This is a genomic window from Rheinheimera texasensis (assembly GCF_964031785.1).
In the GTDB taxonomy this organism is placed as follows: Bacteria; Pseudomonadota; Gammaproteobacteria; order Enterobacterales; family Alteromonadaceae; genus Pararheinheimera; species Pararheinheimera texasensis_A.
This window is the reverse complement of the sequence record NZ_CAXIRE010000021.1, coordinates 39,914-52,038: the sequence shown is the minus strand read 5'-3', so window position 1 is coordinate 52,038 and position 12,125 is coordinate 39,914. Positions and strand designations below refer to the sequence as shown.

The 12,125-nt window shown below is 51.4% G+C and carries 11 protein-coding genes; 2 read left to right on the top strand and 9 right to left on the bottom strand.

The features are described 5' to 3' along the window. Positions 1-11 precede the first annotated feature (11 nt). From pyrF to gyrA, 9 genes are all read right to left on the bottom strand, one after another. Positions 12-713 carry an orotidine-5'-phosphate decarboxylase gene (gene pyrF / locus ABNT34_RS11700; protein WP_348731816.1) on the bottom strand — a complete coding sequence of 234 codons (702 nt, stop codon included), beginning with the start codon at positions 711-713 and terminating at the stop codon, positions 12-14. 31 nt (positions 714-744) lie between these two features. Further along, the gene (locus ABNT34_RS11695; protein ID WP_348731814.1) at positions 745-1,875 is read right to left on the bottom strand and encodes an N-acetylglucosaminyl transferase; all 1,131 of its coding nucleotides are present in this window, start codon (positions 1,873-1,875) and stop codon (positions 745-747) included. A gap of 4 nt (positions 1,876-1,879) precedes the next feature. Further along, entirely contained in the window at positions 1,880-2,122 is a 243-nt protein-coding gene (locus tag ABNT34_RS11690) for a lipopolysaccharide assembly protein LapA domain-containing protein (RefSeq protein ID WP_031564423.1), read from the bottom strand. A gap of 44 nt (positions 2,123-2,166) precedes the next feature. Further along, positions 2,167-2,451, bottom strand: a complete 285-nt coding sequence (ihfB, locus tag ABNT34_RS11685; RefSeq protein ID WP_031564422.1) for an integration host factor subunit beta — start codon at positions 2,449-2,451, stop codon at positions 2,167-2,169. 72 nt (positions 2,452-2,523) lie between these two features. Next, the gene (rpsA, locus tag ABNT34_RS11680; RefSeq protein ID WP_348731812.1) at positions 2,524-4,197 is read right to left on the bottom strand and encodes a 30S ribosomal protein S1; all 1,674 of its coding nucleotides are present in this window, start codon (positions 4,195-4,197) and stop codon (positions 2,524-2,526) included. Between the two features lie 100 nt (positions 4,198-4,297). Next, positions 4,298-4,981, bottom strand: coding sequence for a (d)CMP kinase (cmk, locus tag ABNT34_RS11675; RefSeq protein WP_348731810.1), 684 nt, complete (start codon positions 4,979-4,981; stop codon positions 4,298-4,300). Between the two features lie 121 nt (positions 4,982-5,102). Further along, positions 5,103-6,380, bottom strand: a complete 1,278-nt coding sequence (gene aroA / locus ABNT34_RS11670; RefSeq protein WP_348731808.1) for a 3-phosphoshikimate 1-carboxyvinyltransferase — start codon at positions 6,378-6,380, stop codon at positions 5,103-5,105. Next, complete coding sequence (serC, locus tag ABNT34_RS11665) at positions 6,380-7,462, bottom strand: 3-phosphoserine/phosphohydroxythreonine transaminase (RefSeq protein ID WP_348731806.1); 1,083 nt, start codon at positions 7,460-7,462, stop codon at positions 6,380-6,382. The genes aroA and serC overlap by 1 nt, the downstream gene beginning before the upstream one ends. Positions 7,463-7,674: 212 nt before the next feature. Next, positions 7,675-10,311, bottom strand: coding sequence for a DNA topoisomerase (ATP-hydrolyzing) subunit A (gene gyrA, locus ABNT34_RS11660; RefSeq protein ID WP_348731804.1), 2,637 nt, complete (start codon positions 10,309-10,311; stop codon positions 7,675-7,677). Between the two features lie 201 nt (positions 10,312-10,512). On the opposite strand from gyrA, the gene ubiG reads away from it, so the two are divergent. Together ubiG and ABNT34_RS11650 are read left to right on the top strand one after the other, a co-directional pair. Continuing rightward, positions 10,513-11,238, top strand: coding sequence for a bifunctional 2-polyprenyl-6-hydroxyphenol methylase/3-demethylubiquinol 3-O-methyltransferase UbiG (gene ubiG / locus ABNT34_RS11655; RefSeq protein ID WP_348731802.1), 726 nt, complete (start codon positions 10,513-10,515; stop codon positions 11,236-11,238). After that, positions 11,232-11,915: an HAD-IA family hydrolase gene (locus ABNT34_RS11650; RefSeq protein ID WP_348731800.1), complete on the top strand. Its 684-nt coding sequence runs from the start codon at positions 11,232-11,234 to the stop codon at positions 11,913-11,915. Before ubiG ends, ABNT34_RS11650 begins: the two co-directional genes overlap by 7 nt. Positions 11,916-12,125 lie beyond the last annotated feature (210 nt).

Genomic DNA, 12,125 nt, shown 5'->3' with positions numbered 1-12,125 from the left:
ACATCCTTAGGTTAACTCGCCTGGAGTTCCTGATAAATCGCCTGTAAGGCGGCAAGCGGATCTGCCGCTTTTGTGATAGGCCGGCCAATGACCATGTAATCCACTCCAGCTGCTACAGCCTGTGCCGGCGTCATCACACGTTTTTGATCGTCTGCACCGGCAAAAGCCGGACGAATGCCTGGTGTCACCAACTGAAAAGCTTTACCGAACTGCTGTTTCAGCAGGCTGGCTTCATGCGCCGAACAAACGACGCCATCAAGGCCCGCTTGCTGTGTCAGGCCCGCCAGTTTCAGCACCTGCTGTTCAGGCGTCAATGTGATGCCTAATTCCAGTAAATCAGCCTGCTCCATCGATGTCAGCACAGTAACAGCAATCAGCAGCGGTTTGTCTGCACCAAAGCTTTGTAAGGCCTCACGCGCCGCAACCATCATCCGGCTACCGCCACTGGCGTGCACGTTTACCATCCAGACGCCAAGATCTGCAGCGGCTTTTACCGCCTTAGCCACTGTGTTTGGAATATCGTGAAATTTTAAATCAAGGAAAACGTCAAAGCGGCGTTGTTGCAGTTCACGGACAAAATCTGGGCCAAAATGGGTAAACATCTCTTTACCGACCTTTAGCCGGCACAACGCCGGGTCAAGCTGGCTCACCAGATTTAATGCTGCGCGTTGGTCTTCATAATCCAGCGCCACCACAACAGGGCTTAATTGCATAACGATAGTTCCACAAACTGAAAGGACAAGATTAGCGGCCGTCGATGCCGCCCAGAGGTTCAACCGTCTCCCATTGCTGGCACGACGGACATAACCAGTATTGCTGCCGGGTTTTAAAGCCGCAATTGCGGCAGCTATACAGGATTTTAGTATCAAGATAAGCACGCACCAAGCCATCGATGGCCTGCAAGGCTTCCATCTGTGCAGGTTGGTTCAGCTGTCGGACTTGCAGCAAACGCTGAAACAAGCGGATATTCGGTTGTTGCTGCAGTTTTTCCAGCAGCAGCTGCTCGCCCGCGGCCGGCGAGCCAGTTTGTACCAGCCAGTCACACAAGAAGATAGTCGCGGTGATATTCTTATTTTTATGCACCAGCTGACTCAACAGCGGATACCATTCTTCTTCCGGTAACTGACAGCGTTGCAATTCAGGCAGAATATCGGCGGCCCATTGCGGTTTTTGTGTCAGTACCGATTTAAATGCGACGGCGGCGTCTGTTAAAGATTGCTCGGCTAATAACTGTCTTGCCAGCTGCAGGCGTGGCCGGATCGCCTGCGGATATTTTTGTGCCAGAATCCGCAGCGCCATCACATCCATCGGCTTTTTCTGATCTTCACAGCGCATATTGGCGAGCGCAATACGCAGCGAGCGCGAATCGGTTTTATCGACCTGCGGCGCAAAGTCAGCGGCTTTATGCCAGTCATGCGTCACGACAAAGATGGCAAACAGTTGTTTTAATGCGGTTTCCTGCAGAGGGTCGCTATCGACCAGCTTACGCAGCAAACTTTCTGCGCGGTCATATAAGCCGGCGGAGAAATAGTCTTTGGCCAGTTCCAGCTGAATTTGTTGGGCCTGTGCTTTAGGAAGCTTCAGCTGATGCAGTTTTTCATGAATGCGGATAGCTTTATCCCAATCGCCTTTGCGCCGGAATAAATTGGCAAGCGCCAGATAAGTATCGATGGTGGCCGCTTCGATATCGAGTAGTTGCAGCAGCTGCTCAATCGCTTTGTCTTCCTGATCGGTCAGCAGGAAATTTAACCCGGAGGACAGGTTTTTCGCGACGTTAGCTTTGTTTTTCAGCTCTTCCTGCCGCAGACTGTTGCGGCCAAAAAACCAGCCATAAGCGGCGGCAACAGGCAACAACAGAAATAGCAGTTCAAGCATAGGATTAGGTCTTGCTCATCGCCCGGTTAATCCAGCGTTTGGTACGCAACTTCACCAGAATGGTCAAAGACAGGCTCAGCCCAATAGCAAAGCCAAGCAGCAAAAATAAAAGGGCGATATCGACAACCCGCAGCTCAGCTTTGGCAATAAAATAATTTAATTCAGCGACTTGCTGGTTGATTGAGCCGAAAAACAGACCAATCAGGATGAGCACAGAAAAACACAGGAAAAAAATCAGCTTTCTCAAACTCGGCTCCGTTAGCACCGTCGCTGTTTCAGCGCGGACAAGACTCAGGTATTTTCTTTGACGCGGTCGCGTAATTCTTTACCTGGTTTAAAATGCGGGACGTATTTACCGTCAAGTTCAACTTTGTCGCCGGTTTTCGGATTGCGACCTACCCGTGGAGCTCTGAAGTGTAAGGAGAAACTACCGAAGCCGCGGATCTCAATGCGCTCATTGGCTGCCAGAGAACCGGCCATTTGCTCGAGAATTTCTTTAACGGCGGACTCAACATCTTTTACCTGGATATGAGGAAAATCAGTTGCTAACTTTTCGATCAACTCAGATTTGGTCATAAGGACTCCGCTTACACTGTTGCTGGAAAATGCCGGTTGAGGCAAATGCCCCAACCGACCGGCTTGCATCAATTACTCAGATTTCTGAGCTGCTTTGAATGCTTCAGCCATTGCGTTACCACCAAAAGCAGAATCGTCCTGCTTGATTGATTCTAACGCTTCTTTCTCTTCAGCTTCGAACTTGGCTTTGATTGACAGGCTGATCACGCGGTTTTTGCGGTCAACACCCATCAGGCGAGCTTCAACTTCTTCACCGACTTTCAGCGCAGTAGTTGCATCTTCGATACGCTCACGAGCGATATCAGAAACGCGAACATAACCTTCTACGCCGCCTTCCAGTAATACTGTTGCGCCTTTCGCGTCAACTGCAGTCACTGTACCTTTAACGATAGCACCTTTTTTGTTATCAGCAAGATAGCCGTTGAACGGGTCTTCGTCTAATTGCTTGATGCCTAAAGAGATACGCTCGCGCTCTGGGTCAACTTGCAGAACAACGGCAGACACTTCGTCGCCTTTCTTGAATTCACGTACGGCGTCTTCGCCAGTTGAATTCCAGCTGATGTCTGACAGGTGAACCAGGCCGTCGATGCCGCCGTCCAGACCGATGAAGATACCGAAGTCAGTGATTGACTTGATCTTACCGGAAACGCGGTCGCCTTTGTTGAAGCCTTTAGCAAACTCTTCCCATGGGTTGGCTTTGCACTGTTTCAGACCTAAAGAAATACGACGACGTTCTTCGTCAATTTCCAGAACCATAACTTCCACTGAATCACCTAAGTTAACAACTTTAGATGGGTGGATGTTTTTGTTAGTCCAGTCCATTTCTGAAACGTGTACCAGACCTTCAACGCCTTCTTCGATTTCAACGAAGCAGCCGTAATCTGTCAGGTTGGTTACGCGACCAGTGATGCGAGCACCTTCTGGGTAACGAGAAGCAATAGCTGCCCATGGATCTTCGCCCATCTGTTTCAGACCCAGAGAAACGCGTTGCTTCTCGCGGTCGAACTTCAGAACTTTCACTGGGATTTCGTCGCCAACATTGACGATTTCGCTTGGGTGCTTAACGCGTTTCCAAGCCATGTCAGTGATGTGCAGTAAGCCGTCTACGCCACCCAGGTCAACGAATGCACCGTAGTCAGTCAGGTTCTTAACGATACCTTTGACTTCCATGCCTTCTTCCAGGTTTTGCAGCAGAGTATCGCGCTCAGCTGAGCTTTCAGATTCGATAACAGCGCGGCGAGAAACTACAACGTTGTTACGCTTCTGATCTAATTTGATGACTTTGAACTCAAGTTCTTTGTGTTCTAAGTGCAGCGTGTCGCGTACTGGACGGACATCGACTAATGAACCAGGCAGGAATGCACGGATACCGTCAACTTCGACAGTGAAACCGCCTTTAACTTTGCCAGTGATAACACCGATAACGGTAGCTTTTTCTTCACAGGCTTTTTCCAGGCGTACCCAGGACTCGTGACGTTTGGCTTTTTCGCGAGACAGTAATGTCTCACCGAAACCATCTTCAACTGCGTCCAGAGCTACGTCGATGATGTCACCAACGTTCACTTCAATCTCGCCAGCCAGGTTTTTGAATTGTTCAACCGGGATCGCAGCTTCAGATTTCAGACCGGCGTCAACCAGTACTACGTCTTTGTGGATTGCTACGATGGTGCCCTTAACGATTGAACCTGGGCGAGTTTCGATAGTCTTGAGGCTTTCCTCAAATAATTGTGCAAAATTTTCAGTCATTTTTCACTGTTTCGGTTAGTTGCTCCACCTTAGGTCCATATTGGGTGGGGTTGCTTAATTTACCGCGAGGCATCCTTGTCTGCGGCTGTCCAAAGTAATGTCAGGCCTGGTTCAACTGCTTCTTCATGAAGCTCAGGACTTCTGCCAACACTTGTTCAATAGATTTATCGGTCGAATCCAGCAGGTACGCATCGGCAGCCGGTTTCAGCGGCGCCACTGCACGATTCATATCGCGCTCGTCCCTTGCCTGAATTTCGCTCAAAAGGTCGCCGATGTTAACATCATGGCCCTTTTGTTTCAACTCTAAATAACGCCGTTTGGCGCGCTCTTCAGCCGCGGCTGTTAAGAAGATTTTCACTTCAGCGCCGGGGAAAACCACAGTGCCCATATCACGGCCATCGGCGACTAAACCCGGCGCTTCGCGAAAGGCGCGCTGCCGGCGTAATAAGGCTTCACGCACCCGTGGTAAAGAGGCAATTTTTGAGGCGACGGAGCCGACTTCTTCGGTGCGGATAGTATGAGTGACGTTTTCGCCTTCCAGCGTAATACGGACATGACCGGCATCATCCGAATTAAACTGTACATCCAGGTGTGCTGCCAGAGGTTGCAGTGCTTCTTCGTCATCGGCAGCGATGTCGTGATGAATCGCTGCGAGCGCCAGTACCCGGTAGATTGCACCGCTGTCGAGCAGGTGCCAGCCCAGTTGTTGGGCGACCAGACGGCAAATTGTGCCTTTACCGGAACCGCCGGGGCCGTCAATCGTGATGACCGGAATACTCTGCATGCTGCCTCCAGATAACTGGTAAAACCACTAAAGGCCGGCATTATACAGACAAATGTTAAAAAAAGCGCGGTTTCTCTAAGAAAAACCGCGCCTTAGCGTCACTTGATATTGGTTACGCGTTTTAGGTTGCTAAGCCGTTAAACACTTCAAAATACTGCGGAAATGTTTTACGGGTGCAATCCGGATCTTCAATAGTCACACCACAATCGGCAAAAGCCAACATTGAGAAACACATTGCCATGCGATGGTCATTGTAGGTGGCGATACTGGCGTGTTGGATCTGTGCCGGTGGCGTCACTTTCAGGTAGTCTTCACCTTCTTCCACTTCGGCACCGACTTTACGCAGTTCCGTCGCCATCGCATGCAAACGGTCGGTTTCTTTGACGCGCCAGTTATAAACGTTGCGGATCAGCGTCGGGCCTTTGGCGAATAACGCTGTGGTGGCAATGGTCATGGCCGCATCCGGAATGGCGTTGTAATCGCGATCAATGCCGTTTAGCTGGTTCCGCGTAACCGAAATATAGTCATCGCCCCATTCAACAGTCGCGCCCATTGCTTCCAGCGCATCAGCAAAGCGGATGTCGCCTTGTACCGCGTCTTTGCCAATACCGGTCACTTTGACACTGCCGCCAATCGCAGCTGCAGCAAGGAAATAACTGGCGGAAGACGCATCGCCTTCGACCAGCCAATTGCCTGGTGACACATACTGTTGGCGACCCGCAATGACAAACTTCTGATAATTCTGGTTATCGACGGTGGCACCGAAGCGGCTCATCAATGCCAGCGTGATATCGATATAGGGTTTAGACACTAAATCACCAACAATCTCGATTGCACTGTCTGCGGCTAATAAAGGTGCCACCATCAGCACCGCAGTTAAAAACTGGCTGGAAATACTGCCGTTAATTTTGACAGTGCCGCCGCTTAACGATTTGCCGCGGATCTGCAACGGCGGGAAACCGTCCTGTTGCAAGTAGCTGATATCGGCGCCAAGCTGGTGCAGCGCGTCGACTAAATGCCCTATAGGCCGCTCGTACATCCGCGGCTCGCCGGTCAGCGTCACATCCACATTCGATGCTGCCAGCGCAGCCGTTAATGGCCGCATCGCAGTGCCGGCATTACCGAGGAAAAGTTCCAGCGGCGCCGGATGATTAAATAAACCACCAAGGCCCTGAACCACGCACTTGCTTTTACAGTCAGACAGTTGGTACGACACACCCAAAGCGGTCAGTGCATTGAGCATATGTTCGATATCGTCGCTGTGCAGCAGATTGCTGATGTGGGTTTCGCCTTTTGCCAATGCGGCGAGCAGCAACACCCGGTTGGAAATACTCTTTGAACCCGGTAAATGTACTGTGCCTTGTACGCCGTTGATTTTATGCAGAGTTAAGGTCTTCATCAGCCATTCACCCGCTCAAATTCACGCATAAAAGTCACCAGCGTCTGCACGCCTTCCAGCGGCATCGCATTGTAGATACTGGCGCGCATGCCGCCGACCATCCGATGCCCTTTCAGCGCCAATAAACCATTGGTTTCAGCTTCAGCAACGAACTTGTCGTTGAGGCGCTCATCGGCCAGCAAAAACGGCACATTCATCCAGGAACGGTAACGCGTATCGACATCATTGCGATAAAAATCACTCTGGTCGACATAGTTATACAGCGTCTGCGCCTTCAGTTGATTCAGCTTGCCCATCGCCTCGACGCCACCCTGACGTTTGAGCCACTGAAACACTAACCCCGCCAGATACCAGGCATAAGTCGGTGGTGTGTTAAACATTGAGTCGTTTTCCGCGGCCAGACGATAATCCAGCACGGCCGGAATAGCGGCTCCGGCTGGCGGTAACAGATCTTCTCTTACCAACGCCAGCGTCAGGCCTGAAGGGCCAATATTTTTCTGCGCGCCGGCATAAATGACGCCATAACGGCTGACATCGATAGGCCGCGATAAAATCGTTGAAGATAAGTCGGCTACCAGTGGCACTTGTGTTTGCGGCAAATCAGTAAATTCGAGGCCGTCGACGGTTTCATTCGGGCAAAAATGCACAAACGCGGATTTTGCATCCAGATGCCAGTCTGCCGGCGCTTTAAGGCTACGCAGGCCGTTTTCGGTTTTTTGCGCTATGCCCTGAACCGCAATAGTGCCAAATTTGTGCGCTTCTTCAGCTGCGGCTTTCGACCAGGCGCCGGAAACGATGTAGTCAGCGCTCTGCCCGGCTTTGAGTAAATTCAGCGGCACCGCAGAAAACTGGCCGCGGCCGCCACCGTGCATAAACAGCACTTTATAATTGGCCGGCACCTGTAATAAATCGCGTAAGTCTTGCTCTGCCTGTGCCGCGACTTTGATAAAGTCTTTGCCACGATGGCTCATTTCCATAATGGAACAACCCCGGCCATGCCAGTTGATCAGCTCTTCCTGTGCTTGCTGCATCACTTCCACCGGCAACATTGCCGGACCGGCACAAAAGTTATAGGTCGTCATTTTTACCTCATTGCGTCAAACATAATATTCGCGGATTAAAACGGGCTTGGGACCTGGCGGCAGACTTTGGCGGTTTTGTTATTATCGAAGTACCGGCACTGCAGCAATTTTCGCCATCTGGATGGCTCTTTTTATGAGGCTCACTGTATCGCATTTTACGACCGGCAGAAACCCGCAGACAGAAAAAAGGCACCCGCAGGTGCCTTTTCGTTTTACTCTTCGGAGTCGTCCGCGGTATCCGCTTCGACTTCAACATCGACCCGGTTCTGCGCATCCAGCTGCTGCACTTCTGCCTCTGCCGCGGCCAGCTCCTCAGCGTCCTGAATTTCGTCGATACGTTGTACGCCAACGACTTTTTCATTTTCCTGCGTACGGATCAGAATGACACCAGCGGTATTACGACCGACTTGTGACACTTCTTTCACGCGTGTCCGCACCAATGTGCCTTTGTTCGAGATCAGCATGATTTCATCGAGCGCGTTTACCTGCACGGCGCCAACCACCAGACCATTACGCTCTGACACTTTGATCGACACCACCCCCTGCGTTGCACGGCTCTTCTCTGGATACTGGTCTAACGGTGTGCGTTTGCCATAACCGTTTTCAGTTACAGTCAGAATAGCGCCATCCGACTTCGGCACAATTAATGACACCACAGAGCCGTTTTCACGCAGCTTGATACCACGTACGCCGGTTGCGGTGCGGCCCATACCTCGCACTTGTTCCTCGTGGAAGCGAACCACTTTACCGTCATCAGAGAACAGCATGATTTGGCTGTTGCCGTCCGTGATATCAACACCAATCAACTGGTCGCCTTCGTTCAGGTTCACGGCGATAATGCCGTTCGAACGTGGCCGTGAGTATTCGGTCAGCGCAGTTTTCTTCACGGTACCGTTAGCGGTCGCCATAAAGACAAACTTACCTTCTTCGTATTCACGCACCGGCAGAATGGCGGTGATGCGCTCGTTTTCTTCCAGCGGCAACAGGTTGACGATAGGTTTACCGCGCGCCTGACGTGATGCCAGCGGCAATTGATACACTTTCAACCAGTACAGGCGGCCACGGTCTGAGAAGCACAAAATTGTGTCATGCGTGGAAGCGATCAGTAACTGGTCGACGAAGTCTTCGTCTTTGACAGTCGTTGCCGCTTTACCACGGCCACCGCGACGCTGCGCTTCATAATCGGTCAGCGCCTGATATTTGGCGTAACCCAAGTGCGACAAGGTCACAACGACATCTTCTTCGGCGATCAGGTCTTCCATATTGATATCCAGCGCATTGTCCTGGATCTCAGTACGACGGGCATCGCCATATTGCAGTTTCGCCGCTTCTAATTCTTCACAAATCACTTCCATCAACCGGACCGAACTGGCAAGGATATGCAGCAATTCAGCGATTAAATCCAGCAGCTCTTTGTACTCGCCGAGGATTTTTTCGTGCTCAAGGCCGGTTAATTTATGCAGACGTAAATCCAGGATGGCCTGAGCCTGCTGCTCGGTCAGGTAATAATAACCATCGCGGATGCCAAAGTGCGCTTCCAGCCATTCTGGCCGCGCAGCACTCTCACCGGCGCGCTCCAGCATTTCCTGCACGTTACCAAGTTTCCAGCCGCGTGAGACTAAACCAGATTTGGCATCTGACGGGCTGTTCGACGTTTTAATCAGTTCGATGATTTCGTCGATATTGGTCAGCGCAATTGCCAGGCCTTCCAAGATATGGGCGCGGTCACGGGCTTTTTTCAGGTCGTAGACGGTACGGCGTGTCACCACTTCGCGGCGGTGCAGCACAAAACACTCAAGAATTTCTTTTAAACCCAGTAACTTCGGTTGGCCCTGATCCAGTGCCACCATATTGATACCAAACACAGTCTGCATCTGGGTATTGGCGTACAGGTGATTAATCAGCACGTCGCTGGATTCGCCACGTTTGACTTCAATCACGATGCGCATGCCGTCTTTGTCAGACTCGTCGCGCAGCGCACTGATGCCTTCAATGCGCTTTTCTTTGACCAGTTCGGCGATTTTTTCAATCAGACGTGCTTTGTTGACCTGATACGGAATTTCAGTGACGACAATCGACTCGCGGCCGGATTTGTCATCCGTTTCGATATGAGTTTTGGCGCGGATATAGACTTTGCCGCGGCCAGTGCGGTACGCCTCTTCGATACCACGGCGGCCGTTGATAATAGCGGCAGTCGGGAAATCCGGGCCCGGGATATATTCCATCAGTTCCGGAATAGTGATGTCCGGATTGGCGATAATTGCCAAGCAGGCATTAATCACTTCAGTGATGTTGTGTGGCGGAATGTTAGTCGCCATACCAACCGCGATACCGCTGGAACCGTTGATCAGTAAGTTAGGAATTTTGGTCGGCAATACGGCCGGAATTTGTTCAGTGCCGTCGTAGTTCGGCACAAAATCCACGGTCTCTTTGTCCAAATCAGCCAGCAATTCCTGGGTGATTTTGGCCATCCGCACTTCGGTATAACGCATGGCTGCTGCAGAGTCGCCGTCAACAGAACCGAAGTTACCCTGGCCATCAACCAGCATATAACGCAGAGAAAACGGCTGGGCCATCCGGACTATAGTGTCATACACAGCGCTGTCACCGTGCGGGTGGTATTTACCGATGACGTCACCGACCACACGGGCAGATTTTTTGTAGGCTTTATTCCAGTCGTTACCGAGTTCTTTCATCGCAAATAAAACACGGCGGTGCACTGGCTTTAAACCGTCGCGCACATCCGGCAGCGCCCGGCCGACGATTACGCTCATCGCGTAATCCAGATAAGAGTTCTTTAATTCTTCTTCAATATTGATGGGAACAATTTCTTTGGCCAGATTTGTCATAAAAAGCGTTATATCCCTTAAAATCAGTGGGTTGGCTTGCGTGTAGTTGTTATCTCGGCAAACCACGAACCGGGGATTCTAACACAATAGCGCCATGTTGCCATGATCATGTGTGGCAACTTTTTCGCGCTGGTTTTGCCGGTGGATTGCGTGTTCAGACTAAGCCTTTATAATGGCCGCAAATTTCTCCTGGACTGCCTTATGACTGAGTTCACTTCTCCCGCGCCTGCCAATGTCGATCAGGCTGAAATTAATAAGTTTAATGAGCTGGCTTCCCGTTGGTGGGACCCGGCCGGTGAATTTAAACCGCTGCATCAGTTAAATCCGACCCGGCTCAGCTACATCAGCGATCAGCTGCAGGGTTTGTTTGGCAAACAGGTCATTGATGTTGGCTGTGGTGGCGGTATTCTGGCAGAGAGCATGGCAAAAGCCGGTGCTGTGGTGACCGGCATCGATATGGCGCCGGAATCATTGACGGTGGCGAAGTTACATGCGCTGGAAGCCGGCGTCAGTGTCAGTTATCAGCAAAGTACCGCAGAGCAGTTTGCCGCTGCGCATCCAGCGCAATTTGAGCTGGTCACCTGCATGGAAATGCTCGAGCACGTGCCGGCACCGGCTTCTGTGGTGCAGGCCTGTGCGGATTTAGCCGCGCCAGGCGCCACGCTGGTGTTTTCCACATTAAATAAAACCGCCAAAAGCTATTTATTTGCCATCCTCGGCGCCGAGCATTTATTGAGACTGGTGCCCAAAGGCACCCACGATTTCCAGAAATTTATTCGCCCTTCTGAGCTGATGCGTTTTATTGAAGCGGCCGGCCTTGAGCTGGTTGATTGTACCGGCCTGCACTATAACCCGCTCAATCAAAGCTTCCGCATTGGTGATGGCGTCGACGTCAATTACTTTGTGGTGGCGCGTAAACCATGCTGATCTCTGTGAAAACCGGTCAGGTGCTGCGGCCAGCCAAGGCGGTTTTGTTTGATTTAGACGGCACTTTAGTCGACACCGCCGATGATTTAGGCGCGGCGCTGAATCATGTGCTGGTCAAATATGGCTTTGCGCCTGTAGCTGCACAACAATACCGGCCTGTGGCGTCACACGGTGCCAAAGGGTTATTGGAGCTTGGTTTTGCCGACGCGCTGCATGACTTGCCATTTACCCAACTGCGCAACGAGCTGCTGGCGTATTATCAGCAGCATTTAACGGTGCACAGCCAGCTGTTTGGCGGCGCCGACCAATTTTTGCCGTTGCTGAACGCGCGCAAAATCCCCTGGGGCATTGTGACTAACAAGCCGTATAAACTGGCAGCAGCCATGCTCAGGCAAATGCGCGGTATGGAACAATGCCAAATTCTGCTTGGCGGCGACAGTCTGCATCAGCGTAAACCCAGTCCGGTACCTTTGTGGGTCGCAGCACATAAAATGGGTGTGCCGGCTGCAGACTGCTGGTACATCGGTGATGCCGAACGGGATATCGAAGCGGCCAACCGGGCTGGCATGACGTCAATCATCGCCGACTATGGTTTTATTGCTGATACCGATACACCAGAGCTGTGGGGTGCCGATTGCCGGGTCGACCACTTACTGGCATTGTCAGACTTGAGATAATAAACCGCCGCTCTGGCGGTTTTTTTCGGTGTGGTAAAACGCTTTTTACTTACCGGGGATTTACCCTTTGTTTGCAGCAACGCTCAGCTTTTCAGCAGACGTCTGGCCGCATGCTGTTTGCTTTTCAGTCAGTGCTTTTTACTTTTTAACCGATCAATTTAATTCTGTTTTTTTTGTGCGGATCGCTTGCTTCCTGCGATCCGTTCAACC

What these genes read in the sequence shown, in the direction of transcription:
- pyrF (WP_348731816.1), bottom strand. Translation starts at nt 713, where the DNA reads ATGCAATTAAGCCCTGTTGTGGTGGCGCTGGATTATGAAGACCAACGC.
- ubiG (WP_348731802.1), top strand. Translation starts at nt 10,513, where the DNA reads ATGACTGAGTTCACTTCTCCCGCGCCTGCCAATGTCGATCAGGCTGAA.
- ABNT34_RS11650 (WP_348731800.1), top strand. Translation starts at nt 11,232, where the DNA reads ATGCTGATCTCTGTGAAAACCGGTCAGGTGCTGCGGCCAGCCAAGGCG.
- aroA (WP_348731808.1), bottom strand. Translation starts at nt 6,380, where the DNA reads ATGAAGACCTTAACTCTGCATAAAATCAACGGCGTACAAGGCACAGTA.
- ihfB (WP_031564422.1), bottom strand. Translation starts at nt 2,451, where the DNA reads ATGACCAAATCTGAGTTGATCGAAAAGTTAGCAACTGATTTTCCTCAT.
- serC (WP_348731806.1), bottom strand. Translation starts at nt 7,462, where the DNA reads ATGACGACCTATAACTTTTGTGCCGGTCCGGCAATGTTGCCGGTGGAA.
- cmk (WP_348731810.1), bottom strand. Translation starts at nt 4,981, where the DNA reads ATGCAGAGTATTCCGGTCATCACGATTGACGGCCCCGGCGGTTCCGGT.
- gyrA (WP_348731804.1), bottom strand. Translation starts at nt 10,311, where the DNA reads ATGACAAATCTGGCCAAAGAAATTGTTCCCATCAATATTGAAGAAGAA.
- ABNT34_RS11695 (WP_348731814.1), bottom strand. Translation starts at nt 1,875, where the DNA reads ATGCTTGAACTGCTATTTCTGTTGTTGCCTGTTGCCGCCGCTTATGGC.
- rpsA (WP_348731812.1), bottom strand. Translation starts at nt 4,197, where the DNA reads ATGACTGAAAATTTTGCACAATTATTTGAGGAAAGCCTCAAGACTATC.